Consider the following 18,846-nt stretch of genomic DNA (forward strand, 5'->3'; position numbering starts at 1 on the left):
GCCGACACCACTGGCGACGCCGCGATCCCCGAGTGGATGGCCCAGGCGGCCGCCCAGGGGGTGAAGCCTGAACAGGCCCTGGCGTTCATTGGTTTGGGGCTGATGCAGAAGATGGCCGGCTCGGGGCAGGACTTGCCCTGGATCTGGTCGGAGGCCGAAGACGGCGGCCAAGCTGATCTGGCCGCCCTGCGGCAGCGCCTCGAGCTCACCCAGCTGGCCCTGCAAACCGGCGCCCCCCTGACAACGGCGGACGTGAGCCAGTTGCTGGGGGTGCGGCCCACCAGTGAGGCCGTGGAGCGCGGTGGCCTCAAGGCCCGCCGGCTGAGCCGCAATGTGTGGAAGCTGAGCCGGCTCGACGACACGGACAACCGCAGCGACGACGCGTTCCGTCGCCGCTTCTAAGCCGCGCCGATCAGGGGCTGGATCAGGCCAGCCCCACCAACTTCATCGATTCGGCCCACACCCCCTGGGCGGTGTCGGGGTTGCTGGCTTTGTCCGAAAGCTCCTGGCTGAATTGCTTGCCGCCCTGCTTCTGGCGGTTGCCCCAGCTCCAGTGCACCCCAGACGTGGCGAAGGCAGGGTCGGCCACCACCTGGGCCACCCGCTCACCCGCCAGGGCCTGGCTCACGTAACCGCCGGTGATGTTCTTCTGGAACCAGGGGAAGATCTTCTGGAAGGCCTTGGGGGCATTGCGGAACAGGGGCGTGTCGGCCACGCAGCCCGGATAGAGGGAGCTGAACACAAGGCCGGTGGAGGCATGCAGCCGGCGGTGCAGCTCCTGGGTGGTGATCATGTTGCAGAGCTTGCTGTCCTTGTAGGCCTTGCCGGGCTTGAAGGGCTTGCCATTGGCCATGGCGATCGGCGCCTTGAAGCCGGCCTTGAAGCCCGCCAGATCGCCGAGGTCCGCCGGGGCAGGGATCGGGATCTTGCCGCCCAGTTCCTTGGAGTTGGCGGTGACGGTGCCGAGCACCACCAGCCGCCGCGAGGGGTGGCTGGAGCGCTGCAGATCCGGCAGCAGCAGCTGAATCAGCAGGAAATGACCCAGGTGGTTGGTGGCCATCGAAATCTCGTAGCCCTGGGGAGACCGCTCAGGTTGCTTGAGCCGAGGCTTGTAGACAGCGGCATTGATCACCAGGGCATCGAGCGGACGTCCCAGGGACGCCACCAGGGTTTCCACCCCCACGCGCACACTGTCGAGGTCGCCGAGGTCGATGCGCAGGTGGCTGAGCTGCGACGAAGGAATGCCTAGGGATTCGGCGGCGGCGGCGGCCCGCACCGGATCACGGTTGGCCGTCACCACAAACCAGCCCCGATCCGCCAAGGCTTTGGCCGCATTCAGCCCAACCCCTGAGGTGGTGCCGGTGATCAGAACCGTTCCGGCGCCAGCAGCGTCCGCCATCAAACCCGTCTAAACAGCGGGCCCCAACTTACGGGGTGGGCTGGCTGGCTTCAGGGGTTTGCCACACCACCCGCAGGCGGTTGGGAGCGATCCACTGGTTTTGCTCGCGGATCAGACGCTGCTCCCCCTCCACCATGAACAAATGATCAAACCGGTCACGGGCCTTGGACAACTTGGCCTGCTCCAGATCGAGCACGGCGGAGAGCTCACCCTGCCGCTCCATGCGCTCCTGGTAAGCCGAAGCCAGGCGGGCCAGGCTCACGCCCGCCACCACCACCAATCCCACCTTCACGGCAAGGCCAATCAAGCTGCAGAGCAGCTCCTGGCGCTCGGTGGAGAGGGCTTGCAATGCAGCCGTTTCGCCCCCCGAAGCGAAAGGGGGGGCCGAGCGATCCAATCCCGTCGATTTGGAGACACGTGGCACGGAGCTTGCTCGTGCGGAATCACGTGAAACAGCTCCCCGAGCGGACATGTCTGCAGCGTGCTTGACCGCAGCCGGCCTGGATGTAGCCGGCCTGAATGCAGAGGGGGGCGGAGAGGGCATGCTGGCACCGATGGGGCAGGGCCCGGCAGGTCTTGCACGCTTCTAGCGGCCCAGCCCCCGCTTGCCAAGGGGATGGATGCGATGCCTCAAGCCTTGTAAAGACTGAAGCACAGACGAACGGCCAGCACGCCCGCATGGGCGGCCACCACCAGGGCAATCAGAATTTCGGCCTGGCTGAGTGCAGAAACCATCGGGCTGTGAACGCAACAGGGTGCGCCCCATTCTTTGCCCTGCGGTGGCTACGGTCCAGCCTCACCCGCCCTGCTGTCACAGCTCTTGATGGCTGCTGTCTTGATGGATTCCGTGGAGATCACCGCGTCGCAAATCCGCAATCTGGATCTGGGCGGCCTGCAGCCCTGGGCCCGACTCAACCCTGCCGTCCTGGTGCAGCAGGCCGGCAGCCTCACGCTCAACGTCGACTGGCCGCGGGCCGACGATGACCCCCGGGAGCTCTCGGAGATTCCCGAGCTGCGCCTCTGGTCGCTGCGGGCCGATGCCGAACTTCCCTGGCTGCCGCTGGTGCTGGAGCGCAGCAGCGGTCAACTCACCCGCCATGTCGCGATGCTGGTGCCCCATCACTTCAGCCGCACCGAGGGGATTCGCTTTGCCCCCGAAGCCCTGGAGCTGTGGATTACCCACCGCCTGTTCGGCCTGGATGCCTGGGCCCGCAGCCATGGGCTGCAGTGCCGCCAGGGATTGGGTCAAATGGCGGCCGTGCTCGGCTTTGAGCTGGATGCCGAGTTTTGGGCGCCGCTGCCCCCGAGCTGACATCAGCTGGGCGACCCCAACAGCAGCAACAGGGCGCGACGGCCGCTATCCACAGCCAGCAGCAGGGTGAGACCCCGCAGCAACCACACCAGCTGGGCATCGCTGACGCGATCGAGCCGCGCTGCCGACCAGCGGGCTGCGATGGCGGCGGTGGCACCCAGGGCCAGGCCCACCGGTAGAACCCCTCGGCCATCGAACAGAAACGTGCTGGAGGCCACCGCAGCCGAAACCAGCACCGCCAAGGTGCTGAAGCGGATCGCCAGGTGGATCGGCACCCGCAGCACCTGAACCATCAGGGGCACCATCACCAGCCCACCGCCCAGCCCCAGCAGACCGGTGGCCAAGCCCGCCACCCAGCCCACCGTGGTGAGTCCGAGCTGATTGAGGTTTGGCGTCTCCACGGCCGCCAGAGCGGACTGGGGGCGGATCGTGAACGTAAGCACGCCGTACATCAGGGCCTGCAGGGCGAGCAGGTGCCAGCCCTGCAGGCCGAGGCCCATCTGGCTGAACAGGCCGGCTCCGAGGCAGGCCCCCAGCCCGATCGCCAGGCTGCCCCGGACCGGGAGACTGCGGCTGCGCAGGTGGGTCCAGGTGCCGCCCAGGGTGGTGGGCACGATCGCCAGGGTGCTGGTGGCGAGGGCCTGGTGCGGATCGAGTCCCGCCAGCAACAACAGGGGCGCAAACACCAACCCGCCACCGATGCCCAGCAACCCCGAGAGCAGCCCCGCCAGCAGGCCCAAGGGCAGATAGGGCAACAGACTCCACAGCATCCGGGCAATCTGGGGCGATGGAGGTTCCCTCAGCATCCCCCATGCCCCACCTGCGCACCCTGCCCAGCAGCTGCCTGGCGGGCGACTGGCAGATGGCCATCGATGGGTGGCTGCTGGAGCAACGGGCACCCGCGTTTCGCCTCTACCGCTGGCAGCGGCCAACGCTGTCGCTTGGATTTCACCAGCACCACCTCGAGCCCCACTGGGGCGAGCTGGCGGCTGGCGGGCTGATCGAGCTGGTGCGCCGACCGAGTGGGGGCCGGGCGGTGCTTCATGCCGGGGAGATCACCTATGCACTGGTCTGGCCCGATGCGCCCCGGCAACGCCAGCGGGCCTACGCCCTGGCCTGCGGCTGGCTCCTCGACGCCTTTGCCAGCCTGGGGCTACCCCTGGAGCCGGGTCGTCAGGCCGCCAGCCTGCAACGCAGCAACTGCTTCGCCAGCAGCACCGCCGCCGATCTGGTGCATGCCGGAGGAGCCAAGCGCATCGGCAGCGCCCAGCTGTGGCGCCAGGGGTGCCTGCTGCAGCATGGCTCGATCCTGGTGGAGCCACCCGCCGAGCTCTGGCAGCTGGTGTTCGGCGCCAACCCGCCCGCCTTGCCCGACCTGCCGCTGGACCCCAGGGAGCTGGAGGCACTGCTGCAGCAATGCGCAGCGGCAGCTCTGCCCACGGCCACCGCTGGGGTTGTGCCGCTGCCGCTGAGCGCCGCGGAGTGGGCCCGCATCGCCGCGGGCCGCGCCCCCTATTGGGTCAACGGGTCGACGCCACCCTTGGCCTCGCCGGAGGCCAGCATCGAGCGCACCACCTGAGGCAGAGCCAGGCCCAGGGGATAGGTGCCGTGGCGCCGAGCCGTGGCCAGCAGCGGTGCCGGAAGGCGCAGGCCCAGTTTGGCGAGCACGGCCTCTCCCAGCTCAGGGCGCTCGATCGTGCCGCAGGGCAATCCGGCCGGGCTGAGCACGAGCAATCGGTTGGCACCGCTGTCTTCAAGCTGCTGCACCGCCTGCCACAGGGGCGCCGACTCGCGGATGGCCGGCAGGCTGGAAAGGGGCTGCATGTGATCACCAATGCGGTCGCTGTCCCAGCGCTGCACCGGCAGCTGCTGCAGTGGCGTGTCGTCGATGACCCCCTGCCAACGGCCGCGGTCGCACACCAGCAGCCAGTCGCCCTGGTCGGCCTCGGTGGCCTGGGAGAGTCGAATCTGGCTGAGCTCCCGCAGCCGACCAGCCGCCTCCAGCACCCGAAACCGTCGCCCCGCCGCATCCCGCACTTTCAAGGCATTGAGGGTTTGCTGCAGGGCCAGCATCTGCCGCTGGTTGCGGGACGCCCCTAAACCGAACCAGCCCAGCAGCATCAACCAGGCGCCACTGAGGCCGCCGCCCCGCAACAGCACCACCGTGCCCAAACCGATCGCAAGCAGCGACAGCAGGCGACCGCAGCTGTTGGCAACCTCCACACCCCGCCGCTGGCTGCCGCTGGCCTGCCACACCAGAGCCTTGACGATCAGCCCGCCATCGAGGGGCAGACCCGGCAGCAGGTTGAACAGGCCCAGCACCAGGTTGAGGGAGCCCAGCTGAGCCACCATCGCCCCCAGCAAGGGCGAGACGTGGTCCGCCGTGTGGGTGCCAGCCAACAGAGCCCCGCCCAGCAGCAAGCTCACCGCGGGCCCTGCCGCGGCCACCAGCAGGGCACCCATGGCCGTGCTGCATTCCCGCTCGACGCTGGCGACACCGCCCAGCAAAAAGAGCGTGATGCTGCGCACCTGCACCCCCTGGGCCAGGGCCACCAGGGAATGGCCCAGCTCGTGCAGCAGCACGGACACAAACAACAGCACCGCCGTCGCCAGGCCCAGGCCCCAGAGCGCTGCCGCGCCAACCGGATCCTTAAGGCTGAGGCTGTAGTGCTGCTGGAAGGCGGCAGTGGCCAACGCCAGGATCACAAACCAGCTGGGATGAATGCGCAGGGGAATTCCCCTGATCTTGAACAGCTGCCAGCCCTCTCCCACGGCCCCTCCACCCGAGTGTCTGCCCAGGCCAGGCCCGAAGCGTCAGAGCATGAATCCTAGAAAGGCCCAACGGCACGCGCCCAAGCCATGACGTCCCCCCTGCTGAAGATTTGCGGCCTGCGGGATCCCGAGCAGGCGGCGGCGGTGGCCTGCCTGGGGGTCGATGCGATCGGCGTGATCGGCGTGCCCGGATCGCCGCGCTACCTGGAGCCAGGCCAACGGCCACCCCTGTTTGCCGCCGTTCAGGCGGCCGCCCCCCTCTGCCAGAGGGTGTTGGTGGTGGCCGATCCCGACGACCGGCAGCTGGCGGAGCTGGCCGGCGGCCAAGGCCATGGGGTGGTGCAGCTACACGGCTCGGAAACGCCGGAGCGCTGCCACCAGCTGCGGGCGAGCCTGGGCTGCACGGTTTGGAAGGCCCTGCGGATCCGCAGCCCCCACGACCTGAAACAGGCGTGGGACTACGCCCACGCCGTGGATGCCCTGCTCCTGGATGCCTGGGTGCCCGACCAGCTGGGGGGGACGGGCCACCGCATTCCCAGCGAGTGGCTGGCGGGTTTCACTCCGCCCCTGCCCTGGTGGCTGGCGGGGGGCATCCGGGCCGATCGGGTGGCGCCGCTGCTGGCCCAGCTGACGCCCACGGGGCTGGATGCGTCCAGCGGTGTGGAGCGGGCTCCTGGCGACAAGGATCTGGCGTTGGTGCAGGCGCTGGTGGCTGCCGTACGGGGCGAACTTGGCTGAGGTCGGCCTTTGCGGCCAAGATCAGGCTGTGTTCACGCCGCGATGATGGGTTGCCTCTCTGGTTTCGCTCCCCTGCCCCTGCTGCTCGCTCTGGCCGGTGCAGCGACGCCCGCCCTGATGCTGCCCCTGCAGGCCCAGGACCTGGTGGGTTGCCAGCTGGTAGATGGTCAGCTCTCCTGCGTGCCGGGGGTGAGCGCCGATCCCCAGGCCCAGATCAGCGCGCTGCGCCAGCAGATCAGCGCCGACCTGGCCCAGGAAAGCGCGGTGCAGCAGCAGATCGATGGCTTGCAGCAGCTGGTGCTGCAGGGAGAGGCGGTGCAGGGCCAGGTGCTCCAGGCCACCGCCGTTGCCGACGTGTTGGCCGCCTTGCCGCCGCAGGCCTTCCACTGGTACCGCCGCACTCCTGGGGCTAGCCAGTGGCTACTGATCAGCCTGGCCAGCGGCCCCACTTATGTGCTCCAACCCCAGGATGTCTCGGCAGAAGTGATGGTGGTCGTGACGGTGGCAACACCAGAGGGAGGCGCCAACCGCCAGGCCTCACCGGCTCTTGGCCCGGTGCGGCCGACTCCTTAACGGCGAGAGCCCAGAGACTCAGGTGGACAGCACCGCTTCCTGCTGCTTGACCAACTCGAAGAATTCAGCCTTGAGGCTGGGATCCAAACGAAAATCGCCCCGCACCACCGAATTAACCATGCTGGTTTGGGGTTCTTTGACGCCCCGCCACTTCATGCAGTAGTGCTGGGCTTTCACCAGGATCGCCAGGCCCTGGGGCTCACAGAGGCGTTCAATCTCATCGGCCAGGATCATTACCGCCTCTTCCTGGATGTGGGGGCGGGAAAACACCCAATCAGCCACCCGTGAGAATTTCGACAGCCCGATCACCCGCTCGCCAGGCTTGATGCCGATCCAGCAATTGCCGAGAATCGGCACCAGGTGGTGAGAACAGGCCGATCGCACTGAAATGGGGCCTACGGTGTAGATCTCGTCGAGCTTCTTGACGTTGGGGAAGCTGGCGATCTTGGGCTGGTGGTGATAACGGCCCTTGAACACTTCGTGGAGGTACATCCGGGCAACCCGCTCGGCCGTCTCGTCGGTGTTGTGATCCTTGTCGATATCGATCACCAAGCTGCGCAGCAGCTCGCGCACCTTGCCGGCCACTTCAATTTCCAGCTGATCGAGCTCGCCCTCCTTGAGATGCTCGGCGATGTTGTCGTTGGCGAGATAGGCCACACCTGCCGCATCCAAGCGCTCACGGATCCGCAGGCTCACCGGCAACGGACCCGCCTCCGGGGCACTCGCGCGGGAGGAAAGACTGGAGGGCAGGGTCGAGGTCATGGAGGGGCTCAAAACGCGCCGGCGGCCGGCATGAGGGTGAGGTCTTCCACCACCAGAGTGGCGGGCCGTTGGGCCAGATACAGCAGGGCTTCGGCCGCCCGCTCAACATCAAGCATGGCACGGCGATCGAAGGAGCTGTGGACGGTTTCGCTCTCCCAGAGGGGCGTATTCACCGCACCCAGGGTGAGGGTGCTGACCCGTATCCCGTGGGAGCGTTCTTCAGCAGCCAGGCAGCGGCTCAAGGAGACCAAGGCGGCCTTGCTGATGCAGTAGGCACCCCAGTCGGGAAAGGCGTTGTGGGCGGCATGGCTGCTCACATTGATGATGTGACCACCACCAGCCGCCCGCAGGCGCGGCACCAGCGCCTGACACAGCTGAAAGACCGCCGTGAGGTTGAGCTGCATCACCCGCTGCCACTGCTCCAGGGGCATCTCCGCCAGGGGGCCCGTGTAGGCCATGCCGGCGTTGTTGATCACCACGGAAGGGATGAGGCCACGGCCGCAGAGGTCGTCGAGACCGGGTCCCACGGCTGCGGGATCGCCCAAATCGAGGCCGATGGTCTCAACGCGGCGACCGCTCTGGCCCAGCTCGCCAGCCAGGGCATCGAACTCCTGAGATGGGCGGGCCAGCAACAGCAGGTCGTAGCCGGCTGCGGCGAACAGCCGTGCCGCCGTGGCACCGATTCCCCGGGAGGCTCCGGAGATCAGGGCCACAGGCGCCTTAGGCGTTGGATCAGACAAGAGCAAACGCCAGGGCGTCGATGGAACCGAAGGAAACCTTAAGAGCTGCGGGAGGGATCTGGGGTCTCGCTCTCCAGGACGCGCCCCATGCGCCGGAACTTGGCGTAGCGCTGCTCAATCAATTGGGTCTCGCTGAGGGTTTGCAGCTCGGCGAGTTGCTCCAGCAGGGCGGTCTTGAGGGTTTCGGCGGCCTGCAAGGGAGCCCAGTGGTTGCCGCCGGAGGGCTCCGGCAGCACCAGATCCACAATGCCCAGTTGAAGCAGATCGGGACCGGTGATCTTCAAGGCTTCAGCTGCCGTTGAGGCCTTGCCTGCATCCCGCCAGAGGATCGAGGCACAGGCTTCCGGGCTGGCCACGGTGTAAACGCTGTGCTCGAACATCAGGAGCCGGTCGGCCACGCCGATGCCGAGGGCCCCACCGGAACCGCCCTCGCCGATCACGGTGGCCAGGATCGGCACCCGCAGCCGGAACATCTCGCGCAGGTTCACCGCAATGGCTTCGCCCTGACCCTGTTCCTCCGCCAGCACCCCCGCATAGGCGCCTGGGGTGTCAATGAAGCTCAGGATCGGCAGACGGAAGCGGTCGGCATGCTCCATCAGCCGCATCGCCTTGCGGTAGCCCCCGGGTGAGGCCATCCCGAAGTTACGGGCCACATTTTCCTTGGTGTCGCGCCCCTTCTGGTGGCCCAGCAGCACCACGCCCTGATCACCGATACGGCCCACGCCACCCACCAGCGCCTGGTCGTCGCTGCCACGGCGATCGCCGTGCAGCTCCAGCCACTCATCGGTAATCACCTGGATGTAGTCCAGGGTGCTGGGGCGCTGGGGGTGGCGAGCCACCTGGATTTTCTGAGAGGGCGTCAGGGCATCAAAAATGTCCTTGCGACGGCGGGTGGCGAGGGTTTCGAGCTGCAGCAGCTGCTGGCTCACATCCACTTCCGAATCACGGGCCAGTTGGCGGATCTGCTCGATCTGTTCCTCGAGCTCAACCAGCGGTTTTTCAAACTCCAGCAGGGCGCGGCGAGCCATGGCGGGGATGTTGGGAGGGAAGAGGAGGAGGAACGAACTAGGCCGTGGTTAGCGCTGGGCTGGGATCGGACTGCAGGGCCAGACCCAGGGCCTGAAAACCGTGGCGCTCGGAGGCGGCTCCAATCAGATCCATTTTGTCGAGGGTGATGTTGTTGCGCCCCCAACTGAAATTGGTGTGAATCCCTTCAAACTCCAACAGAATCGCTTCAGCGAAACAAGCAAACATCTGACGCTTGGGATTGTCCATTTCGGCCATTTCCATCATCTGCCAGGTGATGTCGCTGAAAAATTCAACGATGCCCCCTTTCAGCACATGGATGCCAGCACCGCTGGCCTTGGTGTCGAGATTTTTTGGATAGCCCCCGTCGATCATCAGGCAGGGCGACTTGAGGTTGGCCGCATCGATGCTGAGGGTCTGGGGCAGGCTGGCCACCCACACCACCACATCCGCTTCCGACAGGGCTTCCTCGAGGCTGAGAATCCGCCCGCCGCCCAGCTCCTGCTGTAGATCAAGCAGAGGTTGCGGCTGACGGGCCACCAGCAGCAGCTCCTTGACACCGGTGCGCTGGCTGAGCCAGCGACACACCGCGCTGCCAATGTCACCGGTGGCGCCCACCACGGCCACCCGGGCCTGGCGTAGATCAATTCCCAGCAACGGGGCATTGGTTTCCACCTGGCGGCAGATCACCCAGGCGGTGTGGGTGTTGCCGGTGGTGAAGCGTTCCCACTCCAGGGTTGTGGAGCGGATCTGCTGCTCCTTGAGCAGATTGAAATTCTCGAAAATGATCGAGGTGAAGCCGCCGAGAGCCGTGATGTCAAGGCCATTTTTCTGGGCCAGCTCCATGGCACTGAGCACCTTGCGCCGAGCCGTTTTGAACCGGCTCAACATTTCGGGAACGAAACAGGAGTCGATGTAGGCCCCTTCAATCGTTTTCCTGGTGGCACTCGTCACCTCGAGCCGCTCGACCAATTGGGGAGGGGCGCTGCACCACACATCCAAGTCGCCCTCGGCAAACTCCTCAAAGCCGAGGCTGCGGGCCTTGGCACGGGCCTCCTCAAAGCTTGTGGAGTGACCGATGAGGCCGAACATGGGCAATCCCCAGGGATGTCGCCGACGCTACATCCCGCCAGGACCGGCCTGGCGAGACGGATAGCCGACGCGGGTTAGCCGATCAAGGCCGCCGCTGCCATCTTGGCGATCTCACGGGAGGTGAGACCCACGTCCATCAGCGCTTCCTGGTACGACGTGAGGAAATCCGCCATCAGATCTTCCTGGTCCATGTGCAGCACGGAAGCATCACCAGCCACCTGCTCGAGCATCTTGCGCACCAGAGGAAGGTTGTCGCGGTTGGCCTGCTCAAGCTCCTCACGGCAGGTCTCGAGGTTGGCCTTCAGCCACTCCTGTCCGTAGTTGAGGTGGGTGTACTCATCTTTGACAACCCCCTCGGTGATCTTGCGGGCGAAGGGATCAGCAACGGGGATATAGATGTGGTAGGCCGAAATGGCGAAGGCCTCAATCAAAATCGCCTGGATCAGCAGGCAGGTGGTCACCTTGCCCTCAGCCAGGGCCTTCTGGAAATTGCCGTGAAGCGGTGCGAAGAACTCCTTGGCAAAAGGCATGTCGGCGGTGACGCCCAGGTTGTTGGCGCAGGCCGTGAACCCTTTCATGTGCTTGAGCTCCATGCGGGCCAGCCGGGCAAGCTCCTCAGCCTGGTCGGGGATCAACGTGCCGATGGCGATGTAGTTGTCGTGAGCTTCCTGCTCACCCTCGATCACGATGGCGTTGATGCGGCTGTAGGCGTCTTTGTAGGCGTCGGTGCTGAAGTCGGGCAGTTGATCGGGCAGTTGCTGGGCGGAAGTCGCCTCGGAAACTGCAGGGGAGGCGAGGGTTGCCATGGCGGCCGTGCACTTAGAACTGATCCAGCAACTGTAGCCACCCTTACCGGGCACCTGTCCGGCTTTACCGGGCACCTGTCGGGCTTGGGGGCGGGGTCTCCGTCGTGGGCCAAGCGCTGCGTAACAGGACGTCGAAGCGTTGCCGCCATCCCTCCACCAGGCGTTCAAACAACTGGCCCCCCAGCGCCGCCGAAGCACCCCGCGCATCGCCGATCACGCCGGAATCGCTCAGGTCTTGGGTGAGCCAGGCCAGCGGGGCAGCGCCCTCCAAGCTCCATCCCGCCGGGCTGGGGCCAGCCTTGCGGCCATCGCAGGGGCGCTCCTCGCCCACCAGCTCAGGAGCCAGATGCAGCATCAGACTGGTTTCCACCAGGCCGGCATGCAATCCGACGGAGCGCTCCGGCTCCGGGATCAGCTCGGCGATTCCCTCTGGACCACTCCACAGAAAGCAAGGCAACACCACGAGCTCGGGGCACTCCGCCCGGAGCTGGCGCGCGGCCGTTTGCAACAAGGCGATCTGGCCACCATGGGCGTTGAACAGCACCAACCGCCGAAACCCGGTGGCAGCCAGTTCACGGCCAACGGCCACCACATGGTCGATCACCAGACCGGGCGGGAGGCTGAGGGTGCCGCAGAAGCCCCGATGCTCTGGGGAAAAGCCGATGGACTGCAGCGGCAGCCGCAGGATCGGCAGGTCTGCATCCAGGGCAGCGAGCGCCGCATCCAGCACCCGTTCGGCAAACAGGCCATCGGTGCCCAAGGGGAGATGGGGCCCGTGTTGCTCCACCGCACCCCAGGGCCACACCACCGTGCTTCCCCACCGGGCAGCAAGCTGCTCGACCTGGGGCCAGGCCAGTTGTTGCAGGTGGCGCCGAGACTCCATTGCTTCAGAACTGATCTCTACAGTGTGAGGCTCTCAGCCCCCAGTGGAGATGGCCGGTACCGGCAACCAACCGCCCTCGTCTGCGTCATCTCCAGCGCCAGCACCGGGTTCATCGCGCCCGGTGCCCCCTGGAGCCGCCCGGCCGCAGCCCGTGGCCCCGCTGCGCAAGCCGCCCCAGGTGTTGATGATCCGCAAGGATCAGCCCGCCGTGGCAGCACCCGAGTCCGTCGTGGCGTCGGCCGAGCCGGAATCCGTCCGAACTCCGGAACCTCCGGCCGCCGCCGCTCCGGCCCCCAGCCCGGTGCGGACCCCAGCCCGCAACGACGACGACCTCTTCGACCTGGGGGGCATGGAAGGCCTCACCATGGCCGATCTGCTGGGTCCAGACTCCAGCCAGCAGCAGCAGTCGCGTCGCTCCTCGAGCGCCAAACAGGCTGGCAGCGCCGATCAGGCTGGCAGCGCATCGGCCCGCAGCGTCGACGATTTCGATTTTGACGAGGAGGCGTTCCTGGCCGCCCTCGACGAGCACGAACCCCACGGCACCACAGGGGAAGTGGTGCGCGGCACGGTGATTGGCCTGGAGAGTGATGGGGTGTACGTGGACATCGGTGGCAAAGCACCGGGGTTCATGCCGAAAACGGAATGCGGTCTTGGTGTGATCACCAACCTCAAGGAGCGCTTTCCCAAGGGACTCGAAGTGGAGGTGCTGGTTACCCGCGAGCAGAACGCTGACGGGATGGTGACCATCAGCGCCCGGGCCCTCGCCCTGCGCCAGAGCTGGGAAAAGGTGCGCGCCCTGGAAAAGGAGGGAAAGGTGGTGCAGGTGAAGGTGAACGGCTTCAATCGCGGCGGTGTCACCTGCGATCTCGAAGGCCTGCGCGGCTTCATTCCCCGCTCCCAGCTGCAGGAGGGTGAAAACCATGAAGCCCTGGTGGGCAAAACCCTCGGGGCGGCGTTCCTGGAGGTCAACCCCGAAACCCGCAAGTTGGTGCTGTCGGAGAAGAGAGCCGCTACCGCCGCCCTGTTCCAGAACCTGGAGGTGGGTCAATTGGTGGAAGGGCAGGTGGTCTCGATCAAGCCCTACGGCCTGTTTGTGGACCTGGGGGGCGTGAGCGGCCTGCTGCACCAGTCGGCCATCACCGGCGGTCAACTGCGCGAGCTGCGCGAGGTGTTCGGCCAAGGCGATCGGCTCAAGGCCCTGATCACCGAGCTCGATCCAGGCCGCGGTCGCATCGCCCTCAACACCGCCCTGCTGGAAGGCCAGCCTGGTGAACTGCTGATTGACAAAGACAAGGTGATGGACGAAGCCACCGACCGTGCCAACCGCGCCCGCTCGGTGCTCCGCCAGCAGGAGCAACAGGCCGGATGAGCAAGGCCCCTGTTCCAGCGGAGCCAGTGGAGGCCCCAGTGACAACCGCCCTCTCCCCCGACTGGGAGCTCGACTACTACTCACGGCCCATCCTCGAGCCCGACGGCAAGAAGCGCTGGGAGCTGCTGATCTGCTCCACGCCCCAGGTGCAGACCGCAGAACAGCCCTCCGCTGCAATCTTTCGCTGGGTGCAGGCCTGCCCCGCCTCCAGCGTCAACTCGATCTGGCTGAAGGACGCCCTCGAGCAGGCCCTGGCCGCTGCTGCCGCCAAGGGCTTCGGGCCCCCACGGCGGCTGCGCTGCTGGCGGGCCTCGATGCGCACCATGGTGCAACGGGCCGCCGAGGGTCTGGGCCTGGAACTGGTGCCCAGCCGGCGCACCTATGCGCTGGTGACCTGGCTGCAGGAGCGGGAGCGTGACGTTTACCCCCAGGAGAGCGGCTACATGGCCGGCCCCCTGGCACCGCCACCCCAGCCGATCCGCCCGATCGCCGTACCCCTGCCAGAAGCGGCTCGGGGCGAGAGCTGGGGCTGGGCCACCCTGCCCGTGGGCGCCCTCGCCAGCGCCGCCGACTGGGAGCTGGGATTTGCCGGCCTGGTGCCGCTACCCGCAGACCTCTCCCCCGAGGTGCCGGTGCCAGGGATTCGCCTGTTCAGTGCCTCCCGGGCCCTGGCCCTGGCTGGCTGGCTGGCGGGGTTGGAGCCGGTGCGCCTGGAGATCAGCGGGCAACAGCTGGTGCTTGAGGCCGGCTTGGAAGACCGCTGGCTGCTGAGCGATCTGCCGGCCGATGAGGCGAAGGCGGCGGCAACGGCTTTCGCCGCGGCCCGCCAGCAGGCCGGAGGGCTGCAATTTCTCGCCGTCCAGGCCCGCGAGGACGACCAGCGCTTCGAGGGCTTCTGGCTGCTGCGCGACCTCCCCGACGCCTGAGACCACCGACGCCTGAGACCACCGGCACCCGGCACCAACCATGGCCGAAGCGCTCGATCCCCCTTTTGACCGTCCCGACCGGGACTTCAACAGCCTGCCGGGCTGGACCTGGGTGGGCACCTATGGCGGCCACTACCTCCAGTGCGACCTGCTCGGCAGCTTTGAGCACGCCTTTTTCACCCGCCAGTGGCAGGGTCGGGGGCCTGAGGTGCTGGCCGGCTACGTGAGTGCCGGGGTGAGCGTGCACCGTCTGCGCCAGGTGCACAGTGCCGTGGTGCTGCCGGCCAGCCAGGCCACGGCCGAGCCCTGGCCCGAGGCCGATGGCCTGGTGAGCGATGGCGGCGGCCAGTGTCTCTGGGCCTGCGGCGCCGATTGCACGCCGGTGCTGATCGCCGATCCGGTTTCGGGCCGGGTGGCCACCTGCCATGCGGGTTGGCGGGGTGTGGCCGGCGGCATCCTGGCCGCGGCCGTGCAACAACTGCAAGCCAGCGGCAGCCGCGCCGCCGAGCTGCTGGTGGCCCTGGGTCCGGCGATCAGTGGGTCTTGCTACCAGGTGGAGCGGGCGGTGAGCGAGCAGGTGGCGGCGGCCCTGGCGCCCAACGAGCCGGAACACCTGCCGGACCTGTTGGAGGCCTTGCGCTGCTGCGGCGCCCTGCAAGATGACCCCGATCCCCAGCGCGATCGGCTGGACATTCGCGCCGCTGCCCGCCGCCAACTCGAGAACCTCGGCGTTGCGACTGAACGCATTGCAATCTGCCCCCTTTGCACAGCCACTGAGCCACTGCTATTTCACTCCTGGCGCCGTGATCAAGTGAAAGCGGTGCAGTGGAGCGGGATTGTTTCCCAGACCTGATGTTCGAAACCAAATTTTTTTTTCGCCGCCCATGCGACTGGATGTGACGAAATCCATGCGTCTTGGCGCAGCACCGATCCGGATTTACGCCGGATTCCCACCCCTTCGCTTGCAGTCGGGACAGATCCTGCGCAATAATGCAGAATTCGCATAAATCTCATCCATGCTCACTGGCGCTGACCTCCTCGCAAAGGTCAAGGAACATGGAGATGTGAGCAAGTCCGATCTCGTCCGAGCTTGCGGCTATGTCTCCCACAAGAAAGATGGCTCTGAGCGGCTGAATTTCACGGCCTTTTACGAGGCCCTGCTCAACGCCAAAGGTGTTGATTTCGGTAGCACCGCCAAAACCGGCAAAGGCGGCCGCAAGCTCAGCTTCAACACCAAGGTTCAGTTCAACGGCAACCTGATGGTGGGCAAGGCCTACACCGGCATGCTCGATCTCAAACCCGGCGACGAATTTGAGATCAAACTGGGTCGCAAGCAGATCCGACTGGTTCCCCTGGGCGCTGAAGACGAGGACGAGTGATCGCCAAGGCGACCTGCTCGGCCACCTTGATGCCATCGATGGCCGCAGAGAGGATCCCGCCCGCATAACCGGCCCCCTCTCCCGCCGGATAGAGCCCTGGGGTGTTGCAACACTCCAGGGCTGTTTTGTCTCGGGGCAGCCGCAGTGGCGAGGAGGTGCGCGTTTCCACCCCCGTCAGCAGGGCATCGTCCATCGCGAAACCGGGGATGCGACGTTCAAACACCGGTAGGGCCTCCCTAATGGCCTCCAGCACAAACGCTGGCAGGCAACCCTCAAGCGTGCCAAAGCGCACCCCAGGCTGGTACGACGGGTGCACAGCCCTGGCGCCGCCGCTGCTGGGGCGACCGGCCAGGAAATCCCCCACCCGCTGGGTGGGGGCCTGGTAGCTGGACCCACCGGCGATGAAGGCACGGCCCTCCCAGTGCCGCTGGAAGGCCACCCCGGCCAGGGGATCGTTGGGTCCATCGCCGTAGGGGGCCAGATCGTCGAGGTCGACCGTCACAACAATGCCGCTGTTGGCGTTGCGCTCATTGCGGGAGTGCTGGCTCATGCCATTGGTCACCACCCGGCCCGCTTCTGAGGTGGCACCCACCACCAAGCCGCCCGGACACATGCAGAAGCTGTAGACGCTGCGGCCCTGGCTGGCTTCGCCGCTGCAGTGATGCACAAGCTTGTACTCGGCGGCGCCCAGGCGCGGATGGCCGGTGGCCCCACCCCAACGGGCGCGGTCGATCAGGCTCTGGGGATGTTCGATGCGCAGGCCCACCGCGAAGGGCTTGGGCTGCATTGCGACACCGGCGTCCTTCAGCATCGCGAAGCTGTCGCGGGCGCTGTGGCCGAGGGCCAGCACCACATGGCTGGCAGCAATCCGCTCGCCGCTCTGGAGCCGTAGGGCCTGCACGGAGCGATCCCCATCCGCCAACTCCAGGCCGTCCACCCGAGCCTGAAAGCGCACCTCACCCCCCAGGGCCTCAATCCGCTGGCGCAGGCCTCGCACCACCGTGGCCAACTTGAACGTGCCGATGTGGGGGTGATGCAGGGTGAGGATGTCTGGGTTGGCACCGGCAGCCACCAGCTCTTCCAGCACCTTGCGCACGTAGGGCTTCGCCTCGCTCACCTGGCTGTAGAGCTTGCCGTCGGAAAAGGTGCCTGCTCCCCCCTCCCCAAACTGGGCATTGGAGTCGGGGTTGAAGGGGCGGTTGCCTTTCCAGAAGCCGAAGGTGTCGGCCGTGCGCTCCTTGACGGCTTTGCCGCGCTCCAGCAGCAGGGGGCGGAAGCCCATCTGGGCGAGCAGCAGGGCCGCGAAGTAGCCACAGGGGCCAGCCCCCACCACCACCGGACGCGGTACGGCCACCCCTGGATTGGTCCCAGCGCCGGGGGCCTGGGCCACCGGGTGGTATGTCGTATCGGGGCTGGGCCGCAGGTGGGGATCCCCCGCGAAGCGCTGCAGCAGGCGGGCCTCCGCCCGCGGATCGAGGGCTAAGTCCAGATCGAGGCTGTACACCAGGGCGATGGCCTGGGGCTTGCGGGCATCGACGCTGCGCTTCACCAGCCGCACCGCTCGCAGCTGGTCGGGAGCAATCCGCAACCGCCGGCACGCCGCCGCCTCCAGCTCGGCGTCGCTGTGGTCGAGGGGAAGTTTCAGCTCACTCAGGCGCAGCACAACCGTCTCCAGGGGGGCCCAACCGGAGATGGCGGCCGATGTATGGCGTTATTTCAGCAGTTTCGAGGTCCGCCGTCAGGACAACGCCTCGGCCTGCCAGGGTGAGAACTGATACGGCGCCAGCCCCATGGGGATCACCCACTGCCCCCTCTGCATGGCCCTGGCGGTGCTGTGCGTGGTGCGAGCCATGGCCCACGGCACCCTGTTGTGGCGCCTAGCGGCTTGATTGATCCCCCTTGCCCCGGGCGCTAAGCAGGGGGCAGTCCTTTGCCTGCAGACCATCCCATGGATGAGCGCCCCATGCACCAGTGGCCAGGCTCCTCCCTGCGGCGGCGGGATGTTCTGACTCTGGCGGGGCTGGCCTTGGGGGCCTGGGCGACTACCGGCCTGCCCTCAAGGCCTGCTGCAGCCAGCTCCAACAGAGTCGGGGCATCCGCACTGCCACCGCGGGGCGACCTGCGGCTGGTGGCCATCAGCGACCTCAACAGCAGCTATGGCTCCACGAGCTACCTGCCGGAGGTGCTGCGGGCTGTCGAGCTGATTCCCAGCTGGAAACCCGACCTGGTGCTCTGCGGCGGCGACATGGTGGCCGGCCAGAAGCAGGGGCTCAGCCGCGTGCACCTGAGTGCCATGTGGGCCTCCTTCCACCGCCAGCTGCTGGCGCCGCTGCGGCGGGCGGGGCTGCCGGTGGCGATCACCATGGGCAATCACGATGCCTCCTCCGCCCGCTCCGGCGGGCGCTACGCGTTCGGGCTCGACCGGCAGGAGGCAGAGCGCTACTGGCGCGGGCAGGAAGACGGGCTGGGGCTGTCCTTCGTGGATGCCAGCCGGTTCCCGTTCGCCTACAGCGTGAGCCAACACGACCTGTTCCTGCTGGTGTGGGATGCCTCCTCCGCCACCGTGCCGGCTGAGCAGGTGGCCTGGGCCGAGCGCCAGCTGAGCAGCCCGGCGGCGCAGTCGGCCCGGCTGCGCCTTGTGCTGGGCCATCTGCCCCTCTATGCGGTGGGGCAGGGCAGGGACACCCCCGGCAACGTGCTGCAACAGAGCGACGCCCTGCGCCAACTGCTGGAGCGCACCGGTGCCCACGCCTACATCAGTGGCCACCACCACGCCTACTTCCCCGGCCGGGTGGGCCAGCTGGATCTGCTCAACCTCGGCGCCCTGGGCAGTGGGCCGCGCCGTCGGCTGGAGGATCCCTCGCCACCGGTGCAGACGCTCACCCTGATCGATGCCTTCTGGCCCCGGGGCGACGGCGCCGGAGAGGGCAGCACGACGGGCCGCACCGTTTACACCACCTACAACATGCGCACCCTGCAGCCGATCGCCAGCCAGCAGCTGCCGGCCCAGATCCGCCCCAGCCAGAGGCCGGTACTGCGGCGGATCGGCTAAACGGATTGGAGAGGCGA

22 protein-coding genes are annotated in these 18,846 nt (G+C 67.0%); 10 read left to right on the plus strand and 12 right to left on the minus strand.

Features of this window, described 5'->3' with window-relative positions; translation table 11 throughout:
* Window positions 1–36 precede the first annotated feature (36 nt).
* Complete coding sequence (locus KBY70_RS08840) at window positions 37–402, plus strand: hypothetical protein (RefSeq protein WP_094559968.1); 366 nt, start codon at window positions 37–39, stop codon at window positions 400–402.
* A 22-nt stretch (window positions 403–424) separates the two neighbouring features.
* Here KBY70_RS08840 and KBY70_RS08845 read toward each other — a convergent pair whose 3' ends face one another.
* From KBY70_RS08845 to psaM, 3 genes are all read right to left on the minus strand, one after another.
* Window positions 425–1,399, minus strand: a complete 975-nt coding sequence (locus KBY70_RS08845; RefSeq protein ID WP_254988208.1) for a protochlorophyllide reductase — start codon at window positions 1,397–1,399, stop codon at window positions 425–427.
* Between the two features lie 28 nt (window positions 1,400–1,427).
* Window positions 1,428–1,748 carry a hypothetical protein gene (locus KBY70_RS08850; protein ID WP_198953852.1) on the minus strand — a complete coding sequence of 107 codons (321 nt, stop codon included), beginning with the start codon at window positions 1,746–1,748 and terminating at the stop codon, window positions 1,428–1,430.
* 281 nt (window positions 1,749–2,029) lie between these two features.
* Entirely contained in the window at window positions 2,030–2,134 is a 105-nt protein-coding gene (gene psaM, locus KBY70_RS08855) for a photosystem I reaction center subunit XII (protein ID WP_094559878.1), read from the minus strand.
* An 88-nt stretch (window positions 2,135–2,222) separates the two neighbouring features.
* On the opposite strand from psaM, the gene KBY70_RS08860 reads away from it, so the two are divergent.
* A complete protein-coding gene (locus KBY70_RS08860; protein ID WP_254988209.1) occupies window positions 2,223–2,711 on the plus strand; it encodes a CRR6 family NdhI maturation factor in 489 nt (162 codons plus the stop codon).
* Window positions 2,712–2,713: 2 nt separating this feature from the next.
* On the opposite strand, the gene KBY70_RS08865 is transcribed toward KBY70_RS08860, so the two are convergent.
* Window positions 2,714–3,481, minus strand: a complete 768-nt coding sequence (locus KBY70_RS08865) for a sulfite exporter TauE/SafE family protein (protein WP_254988210.1) — start codon at window positions 3,479–3,481, stop codon at window positions 2,714–2,716.
* Between the two features lie 41 nt (window positions 3,482–3,522).
* Here KBY70_RS08865 and KBY70_RS08870 point away from each other — a divergent pair, with 41 nt between their 5' ends.
* Window positions 3,523–4,290, plus strand: a complete 768-nt coding sequence (locus tag KBY70_RS08870; protein ID WP_254988211.1) for a lipoyl protein ligase domain-containing protein — start codon at window positions 3,523–3,525, stop codon at window positions 4,288–4,290.
* On the opposite strand, the gene KBY70_RS08875 is transcribed toward KBY70_RS08870, so the two are convergent.
* Complete coding sequence (locus KBY70_RS08875) at window positions 4,224–5,483, minus strand: site-2 protease family protein (RefSeq protein WP_254988212.1); 1,260 nt, start codon at window positions 5,481–5,483, stop codon at window positions 4,224–4,226. The two genes, KBY70_RS08870 and KBY70_RS08875, sit on opposite strands and share 67 nt — an antisense overlap.
* A gap of 87 nt (window positions 5,484–5,570) precedes the next feature.
* Here KBY70_RS08875 and KBY70_RS08880 point away from each other — a divergent pair, with 87 nt between their 5' ends.
* On the plus strand, window positions 5,571–6,221 hold the full coding sequence (locus tag KBY70_RS08880; RefSeq protein WP_094559881.1) for a phosphoribosylanthranilate isomerase: 651 nt from the start codon (window positions 5,571–5,573) through the stop codon (window positions 6,219–6,221).
* Window positions 6,222–6,266: 45 nt separating this feature from the next.
* A complete protein-coding gene (locus KBY70_RS08885; RefSeq protein ID WP_254988213.1) occupies window positions 6,267–6,794 on the plus strand; it encodes a hypothetical protein in 528 nt (175 codons plus the stop codon).
* Window positions 6,795–6,812: 18 nt separating this feature from the next.
* Here the strand turns inward: KBY70_RS08885 and folE are convergent, their stop codons facing one another.
* The 6 genes from folE to KBY70_RS08915 form a co-directional block, all read right to left on the minus strand.
* On the minus strand, window positions 6,813–7,556 hold the full coding sequence (gene folE / locus KBY70_RS08890; protein ID WP_254988214.1) for a GTP cyclohydrolase I: 744 nt from the start codon (window positions 7,554–7,556) through the stop codon (window positions 6,813–6,815).
* A gap of 8 nt (window positions 7,557–7,564) precedes the next feature.
* Window positions 7,565–8,263 (minus strand): SDR family oxidoreductase, encoded by a 699-nt coding sequence (locus tag KBY70_RS08895; protein WP_254988261.1) that lies wholly within the window; start codon window positions 8,261–8,263, stop codon window positions 7,565–7,567.
* A gap of 71 nt (window positions 8,264–8,334) precedes the next feature.
* Window positions 8,335–9,324, minus strand: coding sequence for an acetyl-CoA carboxylase carboxyltransferase subunit alpha (locus KBY70_RS08900; RefSeq protein WP_094559884.1), 990 nt, complete (start codon window positions 9,322–9,324; stop codon window positions 8,335–8,337).
* 37 nt (window positions 9,325–9,361) lie between these two features.
* Window positions 9,362–10,414 (minus strand): long-chain acyl-[acyl-carrier-protein] reductase, encoded by a 1,053-nt coding sequence (locus KBY70_RS08905; protein ID WP_254988215.1) that lies wholly within the window; start codon window positions 10,412–10,414, stop codon window positions 9,362–9,364.
* Window positions 10,415–10,488: 74 nt separating this feature from the next.
* Window positions 10,489–11,220 carry an aldehyde oxygenase (deformylating) gene (locus KBY70_RS08910; RefSeq protein WP_094559886.1) on the minus strand — a complete coding sequence of 244 codons (732 nt, stop codon included), beginning with the start codon at window positions 11,218–11,220 and terminating at the stop codon, window positions 10,489–10,491.
* 64 nt (window positions 11,221–11,284) lie between these two features.
* On the minus strand, window positions 11,285–12,103 hold the full coding sequence (locus KBY70_RS08915; RefSeq protein ID WP_254988216.1) for a creatininase family protein: 819 nt from the start codon (window positions 12,101–12,103) through the stop codon (window positions 11,285–11,287).
* A gap of 151 nt (window positions 12,104–12,254) precedes the next feature.
* Here KBY70_RS08915 and KBY70_RS08920 point away from each other — a divergent pair, with 151 nt between their 5' ends.
* The 4 genes from KBY70_RS08920 (at window position 12,255) to KBY70_RS08935 (ending at window position 15,777) form a co-directional block, all read left to right on the plus strand.
* Complete coding sequence (locus tag KBY70_RS08920) at window positions 12,255–13,472, plus strand: S1 RNA-binding domain-containing protein (RefSeq protein ID WP_409996042.1); 1,218 nt, start codon at window positions 12,255–12,257, stop codon at window positions 13,470–13,472.
* Complete coding sequence (locus tag KBY70_RS08925) at window positions 13,469–14,398, plus strand: Tab2/Atab2 family RNA-binding protein (RefSeq protein ID WP_254988217.1); 930 nt, start codon at window positions 13,469–13,471, stop codon at window positions 14,396–14,398. Before KBY70_RS08920 ends, KBY70_RS08925 begins: the two co-directional genes overlap by 4 nt.
* A 40-nt stretch (window positions 14,399–14,438) precedes the next feature.
* Entirely contained in the window at window positions 14,439–15,251 is an 813-nt protein-coding gene (gene pgeF, locus KBY70_RS08930; protein WP_094559889.1) for a peptidoglycan editing factor PgeF, read from the plus strand.
* Window positions 15,252–15,414: 163 nt separating this feature from the next.
* Complete coding sequence (locus KBY70_RS08935) at window positions 15,415–15,777, plus strand: AbrB family transcriptional regulator (protein WP_094559890.1); 363 nt, start codon at window positions 15,415–15,417, stop codon at window positions 15,775–15,777.
* On the opposite strand, the gene KBY70_RS08940 is transcribed toward KBY70_RS08935, so the two are convergent.
* Complete coding sequence (locus KBY70_RS08940; protein WP_254988218.1) at window positions 15,716–17,440, minus strand: NAD(P)/FAD-dependent oxidoreductase; 1,725 nt, start codon at window positions 17,438–17,440, stop codon at window positions 15,716–15,718. The two genes, KBY70_RS08935 and KBY70_RS08940, sit on opposite strands and share 62 nt — an antisense overlap.
* Window positions 17,441–17,725: 285 nt before the next feature.
* Here KBY70_RS08940 and KBY70_RS08945 point away from each other — a divergent pair, with 285 nt between their 5' ends.
* Complete coding sequence (locus KBY70_RS08945) at window positions 17,726–18,829, plus strand: metallophosphoesterase family protein (protein ID WP_254988219.1); 1,104 nt, start codon at window positions 17,726–17,728, stop codon at window positions 18,827–18,829.
* Window positions 18,830–18,846 lie beyond the last annotated feature (17 nt).

This window comes from Cyanobium sp. ATX 6E8, assembly GCF_024346335.1.
GTDB lineage: Bacteria > Cyanobacteriota > Cyanobacteriia > PCC-6307 > Cyanobiaceae > Cyanobium_A.

Coding starts and splice junctions, on each gene's coding strand:
- KBY70_RS08840 (WP_094559968.1), top strand. CDS start 37: ATGGCCCAGGCGGCCGCCCAGGGGGTGAAGCCTGAACAGGCCCTGGCG.
- KBY70_RS08845 (WP_254988208.1), bottom strand. CDS start 1,399: ATGGCGGACGCTGCTGGCGCCGGAACGGTTCTGATCACCGGCACCACC.
- psaM (WP_094559878.1), bottom strand. CDS start 2,134: ATGGTTTCTGCACTCAGCCAGGCCGAAATTCTGATTGCCCTGGTGGTG.
- KBY70_RS08860 (WP_254988209.1), top strand. CDS start 2,223: ATGGCTGCTGTCTTGATGGATTCCGTGGAGATCACCGCGTCGCAAATC.
- KBY70_RS08865 (WP_254988210.1), bottom strand. CDS start 3,481: ATGCTGTGGAGTCTGTTGCCCTATCTGCCCTTGGGCCTGCTGGCGGGG.
- KBY70_RS08870 (WP_254988211.1), top strand. CDS start 3,523: ATGCCCCACCTGCGCACCCTGCCCAGCAGCTGCCTGGCGGGCGACTGG.
- KBY70_RS08880 (WP_094559881.1), top strand. CDS start 5,571: ATGACGTCCCCCCTGCTGAAGATTTGCGGCCTGCGGGATCCCGAGCAG.
- KBY70_RS08885 (WP_254988213.1), top strand. CDS start 6,267: ATGGGTTGCCTCTCTGGTTTCGCTCCCCTGCCCCTGCTGCTCGCTCTG.
- folE (WP_254988214.1), bottom strand. CDS start 7,556: ATGACCTCGACCCTGCCCTCCAGTCTTTCCTCCCGCGCGAGTGCCCCG.
- KBY70_RS08900 (WP_094559884.1), bottom strand. CDS start 9,324: ATGGCTCGCCGCGCCCTGCTGGAGTTTGAAAAACCGCTGGTTGAGCTC.
- KBY70_RS08905 (WP_254988215.1), bottom strand. CDS start 10,414: ATGTTCGGCCTCATCGGTCACTCCACAAGCTTTGAGGAGGCCCGTGCC.
- KBY70_RS08910 (WP_094559886.1), bottom strand. CDS start 11,220: ATGGCAACCCTCGCCTCCCCTGCAGTTTCCGAGGCGACTTCCGCCCAG.
- KBY70_RS08915 (WP_254988216.1), bottom strand. CDS start 12,103: ATGGAGTCTCGGCGCCACCTGCAACAACTGGCCTGGCCCCAGGTCGAG.
- KBY70_RS08925 (WP_254988217.1), top strand. CDS start 13,469: ATGAGCAAGGCCCCTGTTCCAGCGGAGCCAGTGGAGGCCCCAGTGACA.
- pgeF (WP_094559889.1), top strand. CDS start 14,439: ATGGCCGAAGCGCTCGATCCCCCTTTTGACCGTCCCGACCGGGACTTC.
- KBY70_RS08935 (WP_094559890.1), top strand. CDS start 15,415: ATGCTCACTGGCGCTGACCTCCTCGCAAAGGTCAAGGAACATGGAGAT.
- KBY70_RS08945 (WP_254988219.1), top strand. CDS start 17,726: ATGGATGAGCGCCCCATGCACCAGTGGCCAGGCTCCTCCCTGCGGCGG.